Source organism: Actinomadura xylanilytica, from assembly GCF_030283145.1.
Lineage (GTDB): Bacteria > Actinomycetota > Actinomycetes > Streptosporangiales > Streptosporangiaceae > Spirillospora > Spirillospora xylanilytica.
Genome location: NZ_JASNWE010000003.1, coordinates 225196 through 244139, shown reverse-complemented (window position 1 = coordinate 244139; position 18944 = coordinate 225196). Strand labels below are relative to the sequence as shown.

Here is an 18944-nt window from a genome sequence, read left to right as displayed (position 1 = left end):
CCGAGCTCGTCGAGGAACACGGTCTCGGCCTCCTGCCGATCGCGGGTGGCGCCTTCCAGGGCTTCGCGCGTGACGGACTCCCCGGTCTCGGCCTCCTGCCTGCCCTGGGCGAGGGTCCGTTCCGCCGTCTGGGCCTCGCCGTGCAGGCGCAGCGCGGTCCGGACCCGGGCGACTTTGCCCGTGCGCGCTTCGGTCCAGGCGAGCGGTGTCGCGCACAGTTCGTCCAGATCGACGGCCGGCGGCTCGGTGTGCGGCTCGGCGGCACAGAGCCCGCGGTAGACCGAGATCATGCGGTCGGTCACGGACGCGGCACCGAGATGTTCACCGTCCTGCCGCAGCCGCTCGGCGAAATCGAGCAGATGACCCTGCGCCTGGTGCGCTCTCGAAGCCGATTCCGCGGAGCCGTCCATCGCCGTACCGGCATCGGTGGCGGCCTGCTCGGCCTGCGCCTCGGCGTCGGCGGCGGTGTCGTCCAGCTCGGCGGCGCGTTCCTCGCGAAGGGGCAGCTCGGCCCCCGCGTGGTCCCTGAGCATCCCCTCGGCGGCGGACAGCTCGCCCCAGCCGGGAGACGCCCTCGTACTTCCGCGAGAGCCGCCGCTGGATGTCCTCAGCCGTAGCCTGGGCCCTCTCCAGATCATGGGACGCCTGGCGCGCCTGGCGGGTCTGTTCGTCGTAGGCGTTGTTGGCGGCGGCCAGTTCGGCGGCCTGGAGCTGGGCGACCGCGCTGCGGTAGCTGCGGTAGTGCTTGTCCGTCTGGGCCAGCAGCCGCGCCTCCTTGCGGGACTGGTCGAGCTGCTTCTCCAGCTCGGAGATCCGCGCCATCGCGTCGGCGACGACCTTGAGCCGGTCGGGTTCGAGCGCGGGCAGCGCGTCGGTGAGGACCTGGCGCATCTCCTTGGGCGAGATCGCCTCGGCCGTCCGCACGCTGCGCAGGCTGCGCAGCACACCCACGAGGGCCTCGAACTGGATCTCGTTCAACGGGGCGAACAGGTGGGTCCGGACGGCGTCGCGGAACTCGTGCTCGTCCCCGAGGATCAGCGGCACGCCGGCGAGTGCCGAGCGGGGGACGGCCGAGGACAGGAACAGCCGGCCGCCGAGTGCGGCGAGCTGCCCGCCGAGATCGTCGATCTTCACCGTGGCGCGTTCGCGCCGCAGGGCCAGCTCGTGGCCCACGCGCGCCGGCACGATGAAGAAGGCGCGCTGGAGTTTCCCGCCGGTCGAGCGCAACCACATCCCGGTGGTCATGTACCGGGTCTGCCCGGTGTGCTCGTCGCGGTACCCGTACTCCAGCCACCACAGGCCGGTCCGGTCCTCCTGCTCGTTGCGGTCGGTGTGCCTGCTGGCCAGGGTCCCGCCGGCCTTGCCGGACACCGACAGCGCCTTCTGTGAGATCTCGGCGTCGAGCAGCACGGTGATCAGCATGGAGGCGGTGAGCGACTTGCCCGAGCCGTTGGGCCCGGCGAGGGCGAGCCAGCCGCCGGCGAAGAAGAGGACCTCGTCCGACCAGGCCCACGAGTTGATCGCGCCGGCCCGGGTCGGCTGCCAACGGCCCTCGGCACCCGGAACGCCCTGCACCGCCGTCTCGGTCACCGGGTGGAGCGGGCTTGCGTCAGGGGACACGGCTGACTCCTCAGTCCTCGTCGGTGAGAAGGGAAGGCTGAACCGCTGATCCGGCGTCCGTGCGGGCGGCGGCGGGAACGGGCGGGGAGTGGACCTTGACATGCCACAGACGGGCGCCGGGTGTGGGAAGCCAGGTGCCGCCGCGGTGCGGATCGGGACGCAGCAGCCCGACGTCGGTCAGCTCGGCGGCGGCGACACGGGCGAGCACCGGCAGCCTTCCAGCGTAGGCGGCGGCCCAGCGGGGCCGATCCCGGCGCGCCAGTTCCAGCACCTCCACCGCCTCGGCCGTGGACAGCGGAGCCGCGGGGTCGGTGCGGCGAACGATCGCCGCCAGCAGGGCGAGGGCGGCCTGCCGTTCGGTGCGGCGTCCGTTGGGGAACTCGATGCCGGATCCGGTTCCGTCGCGATCCGTCACTTCCCACCAGTCCCGGCGGACCGTCGCGATGTAGCCGAACGAGGTGATGAGGTTCAGCGCGCGCTCGCGCCCCGCGGGGGTGTGGAGGTAGGGGGAGCCCTCGGTGGGGTCGTCCACCGGATCGGTCGCGGGGTCGTCGGCGATCCGGCGCATCAGTCTCACCCGCCGTTCGTCCAGCGGCGGCACGTCGGACTCGGCCGGATCGCTCAGGGTCGCCCGCGACAGCGCCGCGGCGTGCTGCTCCGGCGGGAGGGACGCGAGGCCGAGCAGCAGGGGGGACAGGGAGGAGAACTTGGTGGCCAGACGCTCCCGGGAGGCCGTGACCACCAGGTTGGCGTCCTCGTCGTCCACTACGCGGTCGAGGTCGTCGTCGACGGTGGCCGTACCTTCGGCGACCAGCAGCTTCAGCGCGTCCACGAGGCAGAGCCGATTGCTCCGCGCCTGCTGCTTGGACACGTCCTCGGCGAGAACCACCGGAAACGGGGGGAGGGTCCCCTCGTCCTCCTCAGTGGCGCACGTCTGGGCGATGGCCTGGAGGAGCTCCTGGAGGCTCATCCGCGACCTGCGCCACAGCTGCTCGCAGATCAGCGCACAGCAGATCAGGACCTTCTTCGACGCGATGGGGCCGTCCCCGCGCGCACGCTGGAGCCGAGGCCCTCGATCGGACGGCACGTCCGCCCGGCGCTTGTGCAGCCGGATGAGGGAGGCGGTCTCCGACACCTCCAGCGTCCAGCCGAGCTCGTCGTGGAAGAAGGCGGTGAGCCGTTCGCGCCCTTTGAGTGCTGTGCGGTATTCCTCCGGGTGGGTCTCGGCCCGGAGCCGCCCCGTGGCGTTCAGGATGCGCGCGGCCGGGCTGAGGTCGGGGTCGAGGCGCCGCCCGGTCATGCGATGCCCTGCCGGGACGGCACGTTCTCGATGGGAGGGGACGCACCCGGCTCAAGCGAGGTGGCGCGCAGGCGCAGGTCGCGTCCCCAGAAGGACAGAGCCCCTTCGGCGAAGTCCGCTCGGGCTGTGGGGCTATGGTCGATGCAGCGGATCTCGACCAGGACGTTCGCCCCGTCCACGTGCCCCGCCCCTGTCCCCGTCACGGGGTCGAGGCGCATGAGCGCGGTCTCCACGGCGCGCAGCAGGGCCTCGACGGCCTCCGCGCCCAGCCCCGCGAAGTAGGAGAGTTCCACTTCGCCGGGGGTGACCAGCAACTCGGCCAGGCGGCGGTTCCGCTCCGCCTCCGCCATGGCCTCGGCCAGCGCGGCCTTCCGGTCGGCGGCGGTGTCGGGAACCGCACGGGGACGGCCGCTGGTCCGGCCTTGCCGCTCGTGCTCGCGGAGCGTCACCTCCACACGGTGGCGATCGGGGCGGCCTGCCGCCTCGGTGCCGTGGGCCACATCCTCCTCGGCCCGGGGGGTGACCGCATGCCATGCGGACCAGTCGCCGAAGGCGGCGGCATGGACGCGCCGCGCGTCCTCGTCGGACCGCTGCCGGTGCAGGCTCTGGGCCAGGGCGTGGAAGTCGGCCCCGAGGTCGGAGCCGCGGCGGCGCGCCGAGTAGCGGCGGTCGATGGCGATGAGGAGCGTGTAGACGGCGCCGGACGCGGAGGAGATGAGCCGCTGGACGGTGCCCTCCGGGGCGAACCACGATCCCAGCGCCGACAGCAGCCGCACCCGCTCCTCGACCCAGTGGTGCTGGTCGCGGGCGTCGATGAGCCCGGCGTGGGCGACCGCGGCCTCGGCGACCTGGCGGTGGCCGACCCGCTCCAGATCGGCCAGCGCCTTCTCGACCGAGACGAACGCTCTCTCGTACTCGCGGGGGAATTGCCGCAGCGCCTCGATGACTCGATCCCGGTTCGCTCCGAACAGCATGTCGTTGGTGACGTCCGCCTGGACCAGCTGACCGAGCGCGGCGTAGAAGTCGGCGGTCACACGCTGGAGTTCGCCGATGCGGGTCCGGACGTCGTCGAGGTCCATCGGCAGCAGGCCCCTGCCCCTGCCCTCCTTGACATGGGCGGTGTCGTCGCCTTCCGCGAAATGCCTGATGATCTCTCGGATCGTGGTGGCGATGCTGTCGAGCAGGCGGCTGGGCAACTGCAAGGCGCTGCCGACGTCCAGGACCGCGTTCCGTACGGCCGCCACGACCGTCCGGCCCCGGCGGGTCAGCGCCCATGCCTCCTGCCTGACGATCAGCCCTTGGTAGTTGCGGACGGGGGCGGTGTAGTCGCGGAAGGGTTCGGCGAGCCCGTCGCCTGCCAGGCGTTCCAGGGCGCTGCGCAGATCCTGCTCCGACAATGGAGCGTGGAACCCGATCTCGCGCATCTCGGCCGCGATCTCATCGAGATCGGCCATGGGGCCGCGGGTCGACAAGCGTTCCAATGCCGCCAGGAGTGCGGTCCACCGATCGCGTGCCAGATCGTCGGAGAGGGAGAACACCGCCCAATCGGAGTGCTGTACCGCCTGCCACCACAGCCGTGGTTGTTCCAAGGCGGCCTCCCAAGCGTTGGTGACTGGCGCCCGCTCTGGCTGAGGCTGTCAGGATTATCAAGAAAAGTCCCCTGGGGAGTCACAATCCTTCGGAGATGGCCGCAATCTGCCATTCGGCAGTCATGGTTTGTCTTTTTTGCTGCGAAAATATTCTCGATTCTGACTGATCGTTGTGCTCGGCGTCAGATGCGGTTCGAGGGGTCAGGAGCGCTTGAGGGCGGCGCCTTCGCCGGTTTCGGCGTCCTCCCACTGGAGGCCCAGCCCGCTGGGGGCGAGGAGCTGCTCGCCGCCGAGGACGCAGCGCGGCTCGTCGCTGAGCAGCCGGACCGGAACGAGATGGATCTGGTTCTCGGCGGAGATCAGCAGGGCCATGGACGTGCAGGTCAGGTCGTTGACGGTGGTGGTGATTCTGATGGCCTCGGTCCCGACGGTGCCGGCGCCGATGTCGAACTGCCTGCGCATGCCCGGCGTGGGGAGGACGGAGATCCCGGCGGCGGTGCCGGCCCAGCGGCCGCGCAGCTCCGGGGGCACCGAGTCGTGCTCGGCCCGGGAGATGGTGCCCGCCATGCCCGGCGCGGCGAAGTGGACGTCGGCGCCGTTCTGGGTCATCGACTGGCTGGGCGGTGGCTTGCACCGGCCGGGCGGGATGCAGCGGGTGAGGCGGGGGCGCAGGATCACCGAGGGCGAGGCGGAGGTCATCGTGGCGGTGTACTCGCACACCCGGCGGCGGCCCACCGTGCGGATCCGGGCGTCGTTGTGCCTGCCGAAAATTACGTCCGCACAGGTGAGTCGGGCAGGGGGTGGGCTGGTGCGGGGCTTGATCAGTCGCAGAACCAAGCCGCGGCAGGGTGGTCGTTGCGAGACGATGAGTGGCTGTGCTGTTGCGACTGGCCTACTTGACCGTGACGAACACGTTCGCGATGCTGCGTCTACTTCCGGTGAGCGGTCGGGACAAGGACGCCGAGATCTTGGTGTTGCGGCATCAGATCGCCGTATTGGAACGCCAGCTGGCAGGGAAGAGGGTGCCTTTTACTGCGGCGGATCGGGCGCTGCTGCATCGGTTACCTCCCGGGTTACTGCGGCGGATGCGGCTCCTGGTACGGCCGGAGACGGTGCTGCGCTGGCACCGCGACCTGATCGCCGGTCGCCACGCTGCCCGCTCCAGACCCAAGCGGCCGGGCCGCCCACCGACTGTCCGCTCCATCCGGCTGCTTGTACTGCGCTTGGTGCGGGAGAACCGAGTTGGGGCTACCGGCGGGTGCACGGCGAGTTGCTGGTGCTCGGCGTCAAGGTCGCGGCCTCCACTGTCTGGGAGATCCTCAAGGACGCCGGTATCGATCAGGCACCTGAGCGTTCCGCCACCACCTGGGCCGGTTTCTTGTGATCCCAGGCCGAGGCGCTGCTGGCGTGTGACTTCCTGGAGACCGTCACGCTCACGGGTACGCGGATCTACGTGCTGGTGGTCATCGAGTATCACACCCGCCGCATCCGGGTTCTGGGCGCCACCGCTCACCCGAACGCAGCGTGGGTGACGCAGACGGCCCGGAACCTGGTTATGGACCTTGAGGACGCCGGCTGCCGGGCAGGATTCCTGATCCGCGACCGGGACGGCAAGTTCCCTGACCTGTTCGACGCTGTCCTGGCCGATGCCAGCATCCAGGTGGTGCTGACCGGGGTACGGATGCCGAGGATGAACGCGGTGATGGAGCGGTGGGTGCAGACCTGCCGCCGTGAGCTCCTGGACCGCACGCTGATCTGGAACCAGCGTCACCTGCTCCACGTCCTCCGCGAGTTCGAGACCTTCTACAACGCACACCGCCCGCACCAAGGCATCGCCAACGCACGCCCGCTGAAGCCGCTGCCTCCGACGATCACCGAACCAGACCAGATCGCCCACCTGAACATCCGAAGAAGGCGACGTCTGGACGGAATCCTCAACAAGTACGAACATGCTGCTTGACCTGCGCGGACGTAGTTTTCGGCAAGTGCAAGGTTGCACCGAATGGGCTGGGGTCCTACTGGAGCGATCTCGTGAGCTTTGATCTTGGGTTTTGGTGGGAGGAGTATTCGATTGCTCCTGCTGAAGCGGAATGAAAATACGAAGCGATGGTTGAAGGTGGTGTCGGTATTGGGCGCGAACATCCTGCGCTTTGGGCATTCTATGGTGAGCTGGTCGGCCAGTTTCCTGACTTGATGGCTCTGTTCGTGCCTTCCGACCGCAGATGTTCGCGACGGACGACCGCACCCTCGTCACGGCGAAAGTGGCGTTCGCCAGTTGTGACCGCACCCGATCGCTGCCTAGGCGGGGGCGACTTCACCTGCAGCTCGTCAGCGCTGATGATCATGCTGGGCCCGGGTCCACGGTCACATGTGACGAGCAACCATAGGAGTGCAGCAGGACGCGGACCATGCGGCCGGCCAGGCGGACCGGCACCGAATGGCGGCCCATACGGACACAGATCTCGGATCGGCGGACATCCACTCGAGGATGGAAGACCCGGCCGGCCTCAAACAGCTCGTCCGGTACCGGCTGCAGCAACGACTGTTCCAGCGCGAAGTGCTCCCCGCCGGTGTGCGCGCAACAGCCGATCCGCCGCAGGTCATCGGCGGCTTCCTACTCGGCGATCCGCGCGTTGAGCTCCATTCAACCCGGTAGATTCTCGGCCATGTCTCTCGATCTCACCGGCATTCCGGATATCCAGGCGCCTGCGGCCGAACTCGTTCCGTTCTCCCCCGAGGACGGCCTCGGGTGCGGTATCGCCTTCTCTGACGACGGCCGGCTGCTCGCGGCCATCAGCTATGAGGGAACGCTGGTGGTGTTCGAGACCGCCGGCTGGGCCGAGGTGTGCCGCGTAACGGAGGCCGTCAACTTTGCTTTTCCGCGGCTGATGTGGGTGCCGGGCGGTACGATCGTCACGATCGCGGCCGCAGACGACGACACCATCGAGCAGGTGGCCTTCGACCCGCGTACCGGCGACTCGGTAGAGGTGTCGGCCGAGGCCGGGGTCAGGCGGTCCCGGGCGGGCCGTGTTCGCGCCACCTTTGGATACGACGCGGGCATCGAGGTCCTCATCGAGGACGGTACGGGACCGCGCCGCCACCGGCCCGGGCCGGACCTTCTCTTCGAAGCCGTGTCGTTCACCACGGACGAGACCCGTATGTACGCGGCGACCCTGGACGGTGGTGTCTACCTCCTCGAACCGCCGGAGGCCGATCGCCTCACGAAGACCTTGCGAATGATGCCCGCGGTGGCCACTCTGGCTGTGGCGCCGGACGGCCGCCACCTGGCCGTTTACGGCGTTCCTTCCGCTGATGGGGAGGAGTACGTGATCGCCGTCGTCCGGCTGGAGGACGAGGTCGTGGTCGCATCGCACGACCTGGGCCATGACGTCAGCACATTGGCCTGGTCGCCCGATGGCACAACGCTCGCCGCACTGGTCATGCGCGACCGCGACGCCGGTGGCGACGTCGAGGTCATCCGGATCATGACGGCCGGCGGCGATCGCGTCCCTTCACAACTCGCAACCCAGCAACCCTGACCGCCCACCCCCGGCCCGCCCACAGTGCGGTCACTTCTCACAAACATTGATCATGGCTCCGACCCCCAAGCGCGGTCAGAACTCACGAACAAACGCGGCCACTTCTCGCGAACGAAATCAGGGCCGCGTGGTGGCGTGAACGCAGGCGGCCACCGCGGGACTGTGTGAGGTGTGAATGGACTCAACAGAGCGCGGTGGCCGTGGCTGCCAGCGTAGAGGTGACAGAGGCCGATCTGCGCGCGTGGCGGGCGGGTTTTGAGGAGTTGTTCGCGCGGATCGCGGGCCGGTTCGGCCGGGTGGAGCCGCGCCGCCGGGCGCGGGCGTATCTTCTCGGGCTGCTGGGCAGGGCCGAGCGCAAGAACGGCTGGCAGCTGGCCGAGTACGTGGGCGACGCTTCGCCGAACGGGATGCAGCGGCTGCTGAACCACTACCGGTGGGAGGCAGATCTAGTCCGTGATGACCTGCGCGATTACGTCGGTGAGCGGCTCGGCGAGCCTGGCGGGGTGCTGATCGTGGACGACACCGGGTTCATCAAGAAGGGCCGGTGCTCGGCGGGCGTGCAGCGTCAGTACACCGGTACCTCCGGCAAGGTCGACAACTGCCAGCTCGGGGTGTTCCTGGCCTACGCCAGCGGCCTGGGGCGGGCGCTGATCGACCGGGAGTTATATCTGCCCCGCTCCTGGACCAATGACCCGCAGCGATGCGCGATGGCCGCAGTCCCTGAGACGACGGCGTTCGCGACCAAGCCGGCGCTGGCGCGGGCCATGCTGCAACGCGCCCACGCCGCGGGCGGCCGGACGGTTGCCGTTCGGCTGGGTGACCGGAGACGAGGCGTTCGGCCAGGACCCGCAGCTGCGCGGCTGGCTGGAAGCCGAGCACATCGGGTACGTGCTGGCGGTGTCGGCCTCGCACCGGCTGTCGACCGCGGTTGGAGCGCGCCGCGCCGATCAGCTCGCCGCCCTGGTGCCCCAGGGTGCCTGGCAGCGCATCAGCTGCGGCCAGGGCGCAAAGGGACCCCGCGTCTATGACTGGGCGCTGGTCCAGGCCGGTTCCGATCATCAGCTTCTGATCCGCCGCGCCATCGGCGATGGCAAGCTGGCGTTCTACCGCTGCTACGCCCCGGACGGGGCGTCACTGACCGAGCTGGTGCGGGTGGCCGGATCCCGCTGGGCGATCGAGGAATGCTTCCAAGCCGCCAAGAACGAGGTCGGGCTCGATGAGTACGAGGTCCGCCGCTATGACGCCTGGTACCGGCACATCACCTTGTCGATGCTCGCCCACGCATGGCTCGCCGTCCTGGCCGCCCACGCCGTCGAGGAGGCCACCGCGCACAGCGCCGATCGGGCCGAAGCCCCTCAAAAGGGGACCCACCGGCTGTGGACAACCTCCGCCACCCGGCCGGACAAAGCCCTCCCCACCAGCCGAAACCGGCGATCGGCTGGCCGCGTTGACCGTCCCAGAAATCCGGCACCTGTGGGCCACCACCAACCAGCCGCAACCTCCGAACAAGCAATCCTGGCCTGGTCACACCGCCGAAGACGACACCAACACTGCGCACGCCACTGCCACTACCAGCGAAGACTCAACGAAGTCACTAAGTGAGGCTGGAGTACTAAGGGATGGATGGGGCTCATACACTGTTCAGTGGCAGTGTCAGCCGGATCGTGCCGCTCCTGTCGAAGATGGAGCGCCGCCAGCGGCATGCCGGGCGCAATATTGGTTTATGATGATGGGCTCTTCGAAGATAGCGACTACTATACCGGGCCTCCGCTCGACAGGGACATGGTCTGTCGAGCCGAAGAGGACCTTGGCGTACGCCTTCCTCGGAGCTACGTGGAGGTGCTACTCCTCCGAAACGGAGGAACCCCGCGACATCGCTGCTACCCAACGTCGTTTTTGACTTCCTGGGCTGACGATCATTTCGAGATCAGTGGGATTCGAGGAATCGGCGGAGCCTGGGGAATTGACTCGTCATCCGGTGGTGGAAGTTCACATTTGATCGCCGAGTGGGAGTATCCGGAAATCGGTGTGGTGATTTGTGATACGCCTTCCGCTGGCCATGACACGGTAATGCTTGACTATTCCGAGTGTGGCTCCGAGGGTGAACCTGGCGTCGCATACATCGATGAAGACCGCGTCCCTCGGCGGGTAGCGCAGTCGTTTGACGAGTTCCTCACGCGGCTAGTGCATTGCGGTTCGCTTGAATAAGGGAATGTCTCATGTGGTAAGCGTGGCGAGTTTCCTGTGGATGCGGGCGGCGTCCCGCGTGAACATCCGGTCGATGCTCACCAAAGCCGCCAGTCGTCTTGGTAGTCGGGGTGGTCGGCGTACACGGTGGCGAGGTGGCGCAGGACGACGTAATAGGCGTCCGTGGTCTCCGGGCCGCCGTAGCTGTCCAGCTCGATGATCAGCCGCCGCTTGGCCTCAATCTCGGCGAGCGCGCGGGCCGGCTCATGGTGGGCGATGTGTGTCAGGTCCTCGGCTGTCAGGTTGGTGCGATCGTCGGCGATTGACAACCCGTCGTTGTCACGTAGGACCTTGTACTCAACCGGCTCGGCACCGTCGAAGCCGTGCTCGGACGTCAACCGCCACGGCGCGGCCGATGCAAGCCGGGCCGCCTGCGCCACCAGTTCGTCATCGTCGAGCCGCGCCTTGACGAACTCCACCAGACCGTTCATCCCGCCATCCTCTCGCCTCGAAGGTAGGTCTGCCCGAACCTGGGCCACACATCTCCGCCCCCATCTTGGTGCCGCACGTTCCGCCGTAGTGGATGACGCTCGGCCTCGGGTCGTCCTCGCGGCGCACGGTTGCGTACAGCCTTCCGCCGCACGGCTCCCGTCGACCTGCTCCTGGCACGGCCCGATCTCGATGCGGCGGGCCCTGACGGCGCGAGCAGGGATCTGGCCCGGGATGCGAGCCCCAGATTTTCGTAGATCGGCGTCGTCTGACCGTTGCCCGGGGCGGCGGACGCGGATCGGCGGCATCGCCCACGTCGACCTGACTGCCGGGATCGACGTGGACGGTGATGGCGCCGCGACGGCCGATGCACGCCGCCGACTGGCCACTACCGGAGACGGAGACCTCGACCGTGCGGCGAGGACCGCCAAAGCCCGGCCCGAGGTTCCTGCCCGCCTCAGCGATCAGGCGGGCTCCCCGCACGACGTGGTGCGCCGCGCCGGGGCGGCTCGGCCCCGGCGCGACGCCCGTCGGCCGTGCGGTTATCCGGCTATGGGGGTGCAGGTGCGGTCGCCGATGAAGGCGTTGTCAACGGCCCACCAGCCGGAGTTCTGGCCCCGGTAGTGGAACCGGAACTTGACGTTTGCCTTCCCGGTCGCCTGCGGGATGGCGACCACCTGCGGCGCCGGGCCGGGGATGCCGGGGTAGCCCTTGTTGATCCAGACGTTGGCCCACGTGGTGCCACCGTCGAGGCTGAGGTCCACCGCTGCGACGGAGTTGGTGGCGGGCGACAGATCGTTGCCGAACTCGAGCGTGGCGTGTTCGCGTCCGGTCATGTCGATCTGCGGGCTGGTCAGGTAGGTGTCCTGGACATGACCCGCACCGGACCTGAGCGAATCGACGATGGCGAAATCGCCATCGCCGCCGGTGCTGTTGGTACGGCCGCCGGGATTGTTGAAGACCCAGCCGGGCTTGTGGTCGTAGCCGGGGAATCGAGGGTTCTCGTTGGTGACGGTCCAGCCCTTCGGACGGTTCGTGCTGGGGAAGGTGTTCGTGACGCCATCCCGATCGACCTGGTAGCCGCGGGCCTCGCACAGCGGCGTGACGGTGAGTGCGACGTCGACGGTCGAGCCGGTGTCGTCGAGGGTGAGCTGCCGGGCGGCGGGTGTGTAGCCCTTCTCGGTGGCGGTGTAGGTGAGGGTGTAGCCCAGGTTCGGCAGCAGCGGGAGCGTGTATGCACCGGTGCCGGCGTCGGTGTCGGCGCTCCAGGTGTGGCCGGCGCCGTCGTCCGCGGTGACCTTGGCCGCGAGCCCCCAGCCGTGGCCGGACCCGTCGGTGACCTTGCCGGTGACGTTCACCCGCTGGGTCGGCGTCAAGGTCACGTCACGACTCGCCGCGCCGTTCTTGATGACGGTGACGGTGCCGGAGTCCTGCCGGTACCCGAACGCCTGCGTCGTGACCGTGTAGTCGCCGCCGAGCGTGCGAAGGTCGTAGGTGCCGTCGGCGCCGGTCTTGGCGGTCCGCTCCGTCTGGCCCGTCGCGGTGATGGTGGCGCCCGCGACCGGCTCACCGGTGCCGGCGTCGGTGACGGTACCGGTGACCGTGCCGATCCCGGCCGCCGCGTCGTCGACGAGCCGGAGGGCGTCGAGGCGGCCCTCGCCGTAGACGTTGTTGTTGGTGGCCGATCCGCCGCATTGGGCGTCGGCCGTGTCGACCGCGGAGAGATCGAGCAGCGCGCGCGTTCCCGCGATGTCCCGCGCGTACTCCGGACGGGTCGACCACAGCAGCGCGATCGCGCCGGCGACGTGCGGGGCCGCCATGGACGTACCGTTGTTGAGCCCGTACGCTCCGCCGGGCAAGGCCGAGCGCACGTTCACGCCGGGCGCGGAGATGTTCGGCTTGAGCTCCCCGCCCTGGCCGGGACCTCGGCTGGAGAACGGGGCGATGCGGTTGGCGCTGTCGTACGCGCCGACGGAGTAGTTCAGCGTCCGGCTCCCGGGCGTTCCCGAGGTCTTGCAGTCAGGGCCGCTGTTGCCGTTGGACCACACCCCGAAGATGCCGGAGGCGGCCCACGCCTCCTGGATGTCCTCGAACAGCGGCTCGTCGGTCGGCACGTCCGAGCCCCAGGAGTTGTTCACGATGTCCGGCCGTCTGGACACGTCCGGGTTCCGGCCGGACAGGTCGGTGGGCGCGAGCATCCACTGGGACGCCTTGAGCAGGTCCACGTCCGAGCAGGTGGCGCAGCCGTTGGCCTCGATCCACTTGACGCCCGGGGCGACGCCGATCTGGTTGCCCTGGCCGTCGTCACCGGCCATGGTGCCCATCGTGTGGGTGCCGTGTCCGTTCTTGTCGCAGGGCGCGGCGGACGAGCAGGTGCCGGAGGTGTCGAACCAGTTGTAGTCGTGCGTGAACGTGCCGTCGCCGTTGTTGCCGCGGTACTGCTTCACCAGGGCGGGGTGGTCGTACTGGGCACCCGTGTCGATGCTGGCCACCACGACGTCCTCGCCGCGGCGCCCCGTCTGCGCCCAGACGTCATCGGCGTTGATGTTGCCGATGCCCCATTCCAGGCCGTTCGGCGCGATATTGGATGGTTTGGCTGCCGCGGGTTCGGGTAGCCTGTACGTCCGCGAAGCACGGATCTCCGTCACCTCGGGCATCGCGGCGAGCTTGCGCGCGGCGGCTTCCGTAGCGCCCTTCACGTAGATCGCGTTGGTCGCCCAGAACGCCTCGCTGCGCAGGCCCGCGGATCGGAGCAGCGTGCGGACCGGACCCTGGGTCCGCGTTGCCGTGGCCTTCAGGTCGTCCACGACGGCGTTGCCGCGCGCCTTCCGGTTCTTGATCTTTGCCGGGCCGGACAGGTCGGTGCCGGCGGCCAGCCGCACCCAGAGGTCCGACGTCGCGCCGGCGGCGAACCGGTCCAGCACCGCGCGTGCGATCTTCGGCTTGGCCGCGGGCGCCGGTCGCGGGTCGGCCGAGGCGGTCCGGGCGGGTGCGGCGGTGAGCAGCGCGGCGGCCAGGACGCACGTCGACACCAGTGACAGGCAGGCCATCAGTCGGAGACGGAACCGTCGCATGGTCAGGACCCCCCGCAGGACCGGTGGTAGGCGAGCGGCCTCGGCCGGTGGGAGCCGTCGCCGACGTCGTAGCCGCCGACGACCCACGTCTCATCCGGGCCGGTGCCGGTGATGTCGCTGAGGTGGAAGTCCGTTCCGGACTGGCGCATGGCGGGCGGGGTGGCGTCCTGCCAGGTGCTGCCGTTCCCGTGGAGCAGTTGGTTGACCCCGTTCGTGCCGGTCCCGACCGCCCACACGTCGCCGGGGGCGGCGGCGTACACGGCACGCAGATCGGCGAGGGAGCCATCGGCGATACCGTCGACCAGGCTCCATGTGCGGCCGTCCCAGTGCATCGACACCTGCCCGCCACCCATCAGGGTGCCGACCGCCCACACGTCGCCGGTATCGGACGCGGAAACCGCGGTGAGCACCGCGGACGTGCTCGCTGCGGGCGTCTCGGCCCACTTCCGCCCGTCGTAATGCATTGTGAGCGGCGCTATGTCACCGTCACCGTCCTCGCGGTAGCCGACCGCCCAGATGTCGGTCGGGGAGATCGCGGTGACGGCGCGGAGTTCGGCACCCGGCGCCTCGTCGAGTGGATTGTCCACGATCGTCCATTCAGCGCCGTCCCAGTGCTCGATGAGCGCTCCCGTGGGCTTGGCGAAGCCCGGGCCCGCGCCTTTCTCCGGTTTGTAGAAGCGGCCGACCGACCACGCGTCACTGGCGGACAGGGAGGCCACGTCCCACAGCAGGACACCGCGCTGCTTCGGATCCGGTGAGACCGCGCTCGGCGTCATCGTCCAGCGGCCGTCGCGCAGCTGGAACGAGGTGGTGGCCTCGCTCCCGGCGCCGAAGGACTGCGTGAGCATCCAGCCGGTGCCCGTGGCGTCCAACGCTGTCGAGGTGGAGTTGAGCTGGATGTTCTCGACGACGGGAAGCTGCTGGGGGGCCGCGGCGATCGTCTTGCCGTCCCAGCGCAACAACGGCATGCCGGCCGGCGTGCCGGTGAACCAGACGTTGTGCGTTGACGAGGCGGCGACGCCGGTCGGGAAGCCGGCTCCGCTGGGAGCGGGCAGCGCCGCCTCGGACCAGGACGGGGTGCAGGCGGGCCGCTGCCGGGCGGCGGCGACTCCGCTGGTGGACGTGGTGAGCAGAGCGATGCCGGTCAGTGCCGCGGCGGTCAGGGCGGCGGCGCCGCGTGTTCGGGTTCGCATGGTGGTCTCCTAGAAGGCGGCGATGCCGTTGGGGGTGCCCAAGCCGGTCGGGCCGTCGTAACCCCGGCCCGCGGTGCACAGGTAGCCGCCGAGACAGGAGCCGTTGGTCCCGGCGGTGACGTCGTTGAGGTACTTGCCGCTCTTGTACAGGCGCGCGCCGGGCGAGGCGGGGAGGGTGTGTCCGGCGAGCCCGTACACGCCGCCGATGATGCCGGCGGCCACCGGGGTCCCGGCGGTCAGCAGCGAGCCGCCGCGGTCGGAGTTGAAGACGATGACCGGGCTGTCGGTGGAGGCGACCGCGGCGACGTCGGCCACCGTGCGGCGGTTCCCGCAGCTCCCCTTCCTCTGCCAGGCCGGGCGCGCCTCGGTGATGGAACAGCCGGAACCCGCGCGCTCCCAGGCCCGCTCGGACCAGCCGCGTGCGGTGTCGTCGGGGTACAATGTGGTGCCGCCGACCGCGATCACCGACGGGTAGGCGGCCGGGATCGTCTGCGTGCCGGTGCTCCCGCCGCCGAACCCGTTGCTCCCGGCCGGCGCGACGATCGCCGTGCCCGGGTGGTCGTAGTGCTCGGCGTCCGCGCGCTGCCCGTCGTACTCGGGGCCGCCGAACGGGGTGACGACGGCGTGCGCGCCCTGGGCCACGGCCTGGTCGACGGCCGCCCCAAGGTCGGCGAACCGCGCAGAGTCCGCCTCGACCAGCAGCAACCTGCAGTTCGGGCAGGTGGCCGAGGCCATGTCGAGCGCGGTCGCGGCGTTCAGCGACCAGGCGGTGCTGGCCGGCGGCGGAGTGTCGCCGCCACGCTGGTTGATCTTACGGAAGCAGGCGTAGTCCGTCGTGCAGGGTGCCAGGCCGTTGCCGGTGCGGTACGCCGCGAGGTCCGTCTCGGCGGCGGGGTAGCCCAGCGGCGCCACCACCGCGACCGTCATGCCCCCGCCCAGCCAGTCGGACGGGAGGTTGTAGGCGGCCTGGAGGTCGGCGGGAGTGTAGGCGGGGAAATCGGTGGGCCGCACGTCGGTGGGACGCATGGGCCGGCCATCATCGGTGGTGATCACGCGTAGCAGGCAGTCGGCGGTGCCCGCCTCGGCTGCCGGGCACGCCGGTTGCGATGACGGTGACACCTGGGCGCGCGCGGCGGCGGGAACGGTGAGCGGGGACCCGGCCAGGGCGGCGACGGCCGCCATCGCCACGGCGGCCCGGCGCAGGCGCGGGGGACGGGTTCGGGGGGTGGTGTTCATGGTGGAGCTCCCTTCGGACGTGCCGCCGCCGCATGGCGGCGGCACGCCCGCGGTCAGTCGGTGAGGCGGTAGGCCCGGCTGTTGGTCTGGGTGACGGAGTTGCCCGCGTCGTCGCGCGCGATGATCCGCAGCGACACGTACTGCGCCGGGTCGCTCAGCGCCGGATGCTGGACGGTCGTGGCGAACGAGCCGTCGCCGCGCCGCGCCGCGTCCCGCGGTTCGCTCCACGTCTCGCCGTCGTCGTAGGAGACCTCGACGGTGGCCGTGACACCGCTCGGGGGCGGCTGGGACTGCTGGTGGCGCACGGAGAACGCGATGTCGAGCGGGGCGCCCGCCTTCGCCTGGGAGTTCAGGTCGAGGCCGAGGTCGCCGTACCGGATGAACAGCATCGGCAGGAACGAGCAGCCGCGCGACGGGTCCGGCGTGCAGTCCGTCTTGTCGGGCAGGGTCGCCGCCGTGTCGGCCGGTCCGGACCGGAACGTCCAGTCCGAGGTGACCGACATCTGCGCGTCCGTGCCGTACTCCTGCCGTGCCTTCAGCCGGTACGTGGCCGCGCGCGGCACCAGCGGGAGCGGCATCCCGGACGGCCCCAGATACGTCGACGCATTGGTCGTGGTGAAGGCCAGTGCGCCGTCGCGGTAGAACTCCGCGCTCACGAGGTCCTTGTCGACCTGGGGGAACGCCTCGTTGACATGGGTGGGCTCCGAATAGCCGAGGCCGAGGTTCACCATCGCGATGTTGTCCTGGCGGCAGGCGGCGCAGATCCGGTCCATCGCCACCGCCGAGGTCACGAGCGTGTCCGACGTCCCGAACCCCACCGCAGGTGAGACCCGGTAGAGCGGCGTGTCGGCGAAGACCCGCGGCGCCTGGTTCCACTTCTCGCTGATCACCTGGCCGGGCCGCACCTTACGGCGCTCGCCCCAGACGTTCTGGAAGTCACCGTCATCGGTGATGAGATCCCGCTGCTGCCACACCGTGGTGTCGGGCGTGTTGCCGTACACGTAGTCGGTGCGCTCGCCGGGCTTGACCCATGCCCAGTTCCGGCCCATCGTCCACGGCAGCGAGAACTCGCTCGTCATCTGATGCGGCATGCCGGTCGTGCCCGGACGCTGGTACAGCTTCGAGTGCAGGGTGGTGAGGTCGGCCGACCGCACCTTCGGGGACATCGATGCCGGCACCCCGCCGGGGAACGAGAAGCCCAACATGTAGGTGGGGAGGGAGGTCGGCTGCTCGGGTACGGTATCGACGTTCTCGCGGAGGTAGGTGTAGGCCGCGAGATCGAACGAGCCCTTGGTGACCGGTCTCGTCGGCGTGGCGAAGATCATCGGGGAACCCTTGCTGGGATACGCGATGAGCCGCATCTGGATGAGCGCGAACCCCGTGAAGCCGAAGGGGTGGAGGGCGTTGCCGTTGCCCGCCTCGCTCGTACGGGAGAACCACAGGGAGTCCGTCCGCTGCAGCCCCTGCGCGCCCGGATCGTCCACGGTGGGCTGGTACGGGACGGCCTTGCGCGCGTCCAGCGTGACCGTCGTGTCGGCTTTGACGGTGAACTCGGGCTCGGTCACGAACGCCATCGGCGAGCTCAGCTTGTCGCCCGGCCCGGTCAGCACGGTGGCCTCGACGGCGTAGGTGCCCTCCGGCACGCTGAACGTGGCCTGCTGCCGGCCGGGGAAGTCCATCAGGAAGAACCCGACGTTCGCGTCCTCGACGTTGTGCGCCCAGCCGATGATGTTGCCCGGCTGTCCGTTGAAGTCGATGGAGTTGACGGTGAGGTTGTGGTTGCGGACGCCGGTCGGCTTCGTCGCCGCCGACAGCGGCGCGGCCTGCGCCGGAGCCTCCGGCAGCGCGGGCGCGCCCTTCGGCGGCGCCAGGGTGATCCGGTCGATGCCGGGCAGGGTGCCGATCCCGGCGGGGTGCGCCGCGCCGCCGCGCCAACGCTCGGCCAGGGTGCGGCCGAGCCGGCCGGCGTCCTTCTTGGCGACCTTCGCCCTGGCATGGCCGCCGGCGGTCCCGGTGACGCTCGTCGCGGGCAGGTCCTCGGCGCGGGCCGCGGTGGCCTCGATGCGCACCGGCAGCGTGCCGGTGCGTCTGTCGTCCAGCTTCGCCCGTAGCAGGTAGCTGACGTTGAACAGCCGCGGATCCAGCGTCCGGCCGAGGTAGGGGCCCGCCTCGGCGGGGATCACGTACTGGTCGCCGCGGAAGATGAACTGGGCGAACCCGCCACCGGCGGTGTCCTTGCCACCGGCGGGCGGGAGCACGGTCAGCGCCTGCGCACCGCGCGGTCCGGCGTCCACGCGCACCCGGTCGCCGGTCACCAGCGTCACCGTCCCGCCCGGCGCCGGTTTCGCCGGCTGGGCGACGGCCGGGGGACGCGGCGCGCGTGCCCGTGGCGCGTCGGCGGTTTCGGCGACCGCGGACGTACTCAACCCGGCGACCAGCGCGAGCGCCACACCGACCGCACCCGCCCGATGCGGGCGTTTCGCGGCCGTCAACAGGTACCTGAACACAACGCCTCCCACTGCCCTGAGATGACCCCGATCCGGGTGCGGCTCACGCCTTCACCCAGCCATCGGACGGGTCGTCCGGCGGCTGCTCGCCCGGCTCCGGTACGGGAGCCGGGCTCGGACCGGCCGAATCCTGATCACGGTCCGACTCGTCACCGGCCGCCGATCCCCGCTCATCTCGCGATGAATGTGCTTCTGCCATGCCGCACACCA

Annotated in this window: 14 protein-coding genes and 1 pseudogene; 6 read left to right on the top strand and 9 right to left on the bottom strand. The window is 69.9% G+C overall.

What is annotated here, in order from left to right; all coding sequences use genetic code 11:
- Positions 1 to 321 precede the first annotated feature (321 nt).
- The 4 genes from QP090_RS19060 to QP090_RS19045 form a co-directional block, all read right to left on the bottom strand.
- Positions 322 to 1620 carry a hypothetical protein gene (locus QP090_RS19060; protein ID WP_285940340.1) on the bottom strand — a complete coding sequence of 433 codons (1299 nt, stop codon included), beginning with the start codon at positions 1618 to 1620 and terminating at the stop codon, positions 322 to 324.
- 10 nt (positions 1621 to 1630) lie between these two features.
- Positions 1631 to 2920: a DUF2398 family protein gene (locus tag QP090_RS19055; RefSeq protein WP_285940338.1), complete on the bottom strand. Its 1290-nt coding sequence runs from the start codon at positions 2918 to 2920 to the stop codon at positions 1631 to 1633.
- The gene (locus QP090_RS19050; protein WP_285940336.1) at positions 2917 to 4374 is read right to left on the bottom strand and encodes a DUF2397 family protein; all 1458 of its coding nucleotides are present in this window, start codon (positions 4372 to 4374) and stop codon (positions 2917 to 2919) included. Before QP090_RS19050 ends, QP090_RS19055 begins: the two co-directional genes overlap by 4 nt.
- A gap of 336 nt (positions 4375 to 4710) precedes the next feature.
- A complete protein-coding gene (locus tag QP090_RS19045; RefSeq protein WP_285940335.1) occupies positions 4711 to 5346 on the bottom strand; it encodes a hypothetical protein in 636 nt (211 codons plus the stop codon).
- Positions 5347 to 5767: 421 nt separating this feature from the next.
- Here QP090_RS19045 and QP090_RS19040 point away from each other — a divergent pair, with 421 nt between their 5' ends.
- The 6 genes and pseudogenes from QP090_RS19040 to QP090_RS37680 all read left to right on the top strand — a co-directional run bounded on the left by QP090_RS19040 (position 5768) and on the right by QP090_RS37680 (position 10256).
- The gene (locus QP090_RS19040) at positions 5768 to 5893 is read left to right on the top strand and encodes a hypothetical protein (protein ID WP_285940333.1); all 126 of its coding nucleotides are present in this window, start codon (positions 5768 to 5770) and stop codon (positions 5891 to 5893) included.
- 69 nt (positions 5894 to 5962) lie between these two features.
- Positions 5963 to 6469, top strand: a complete 507-nt coding sequence (locus QP090_RS19035; RefSeq protein WP_285940332.1) for an integrase core domain-containing protein — start codon at positions 5963 to 5965, stop codon at positions 6467 to 6469.
- A 429-nt stretch (positions 6470 to 6898) separates the two neighbouring features.
- The gene (locus QP090_RS19030; RefSeq protein WP_285940331.1) at positions 6899 to 7165 is read left to right on the top strand and encodes a hypothetical protein; all 267 of its coding nucleotides are present in this window, start codon (positions 6899 to 6901) and stop codon (positions 7163 to 7165) included.
- Between the two features lie 10 nt (positions 7166 to 7175).
- A complete protein-coding gene (locus tag QP090_RS19025; protein ID WP_285940330.1) occupies positions 7176 to 8048 on the top strand; it encodes a WD40 repeat domain-containing protein in 873 nt (290 codons plus the stop codon).
- Between the two features lie 218 nt (positions 8049 to 8266).
- A pseudogene (locus QP090_RS19020) lies at positions 8267 to 9365 on the top strand (IS701 family transposase); the annotation flags it as partial.
- 306 nt (positions 9366 to 9671) lie between these two features.
- A complete protein-coding gene (locus tag QP090_RS37680) occupies positions 9672 to 10256 on the top strand; it encodes an SMI1/KNR4 family protein (RefSeq protein ID WP_432763057.1) in 585 nt (194 codons plus the stop codon).
- Positions 10257 to 10333: 77 nt separating this feature from the next.
- Here QP090_RS37680 and QP090_RS19015 read toward each other — a convergent pair whose 3' ends face one another.
- The 5 genes from QP090_RS19015 to QP090_RS18995 all read right to left on the bottom strand — a co-directional run bounded on the left by QP090_RS19015 (position 10334) and on the right by QP090_RS18995 (position 18734).
- Positions 10334 to 10726, bottom strand: coding sequence for a DUF6221 family protein (locus QP090_RS19015; protein ID WP_285940329.1), 393 nt, complete (start codon positions 10724 to 10726; stop codon positions 10334 to 10336).
- 540 nt (positions 10727 to 11266) lie between these two features.
- Complete coding sequence (locus tag QP090_RS19010) at positions 11267 to 13774, bottom strand: S8 family serine peptidase (protein ID WP_285940328.1); 2508 nt, start codon at positions 13772 to 13774, stop codon at positions 11267 to 11269.
- Between the two features lie 26 nt (positions 13775 to 13800).
- Complete coding sequence (locus QP090_RS19005; protein WP_285940326.1) at positions 13801 to 14991, bottom strand: beta propeller repeat protein; 1191 nt, start codon at positions 14989 to 14991, stop codon at positions 13801 to 13803.
- A gap of 9 nt (positions 14992 to 15000) precedes the next feature.
- Entirely contained in the window at positions 15001 to 16227 is a 1227-nt protein-coding gene (locus tag QP090_RS19000; RefSeq protein WP_285940324.1) for a S53 family peptidase, read from the bottom strand.
- Between the two features lie 53 nt (positions 16228 to 16280).
- Complete coding sequence (locus tag QP090_RS18995) at positions 16281 to 18734, bottom strand: hypothetical protein (protein WP_285940323.1); 2454 nt, start codon at positions 18732 to 18734, stop codon at positions 16281 to 16283.
- Positions 18735 to 18944: the final 210 nt, after the last annotated feature.

What these genes read in the sequence shown, in the direction of transcription:
- QP090_RS19055 (WP_285940338.1), bottom strand. Translation starts at nt 2,920, where the DNA reads ATGACCGGGCGGCGCCTCGACCCCGACCTCAGCCCGGCCGCGCGCATC.
- QP090_RS19050 (WP_285940336.1), bottom strand. Translation starts at nt 4,374, where the DNA reads ATGGCCGATCTCGATGAGATCGCGGCCGAGATGCGCGAGATCGGGTTC.
- QP090_RS19025 (WP_285940330.1), top strand. Translation starts at nt 7,176, where the DNA reads ATGTCTCTCGATCTCACCGGCATTCCGGATATCCAGGCGCCTGCGGCC.
- QP090_RS37680 (WP_432763057.1), top strand. Translation starts at nt 9,672, where the DNA reads ATGGGGCTCATACACTGTTCAGTGGCAGTGTCAGCCGGATCGTGCCGC.
- QP090_RS19015 (WP_285940329.1), bottom strand. Translation starts at nt 10,726, where the DNA reads ATGAACGGTCTGGTGGAGTTCGTCAAGGCGCGGCTCGACGATGACGAA.
- QP090_RS19010 (WP_285940328.1), bottom strand. Translation starts at nt 13,774, where the DNA reads ATGGCCTGCCTGTCACTGGTGTCGACGTGCGTCCTGGCCGCCGCGCTG.
- QP090_RS19005 (WP_285940326.1), bottom strand. Translation starts at nt 14,991, where the DNA reads ATGCGAACCCGAACACGCGGCGCCGCCGCCCTGACCGCCGCGGCACTG.
- QP090_RS19000 (WP_285940324.1), bottom strand. Translation starts at nt 16,227, where the DNA reads ATGAACACCACCCCCCGAACCCGTCCCCCGCGCCTGCGCCGGGCCGCC.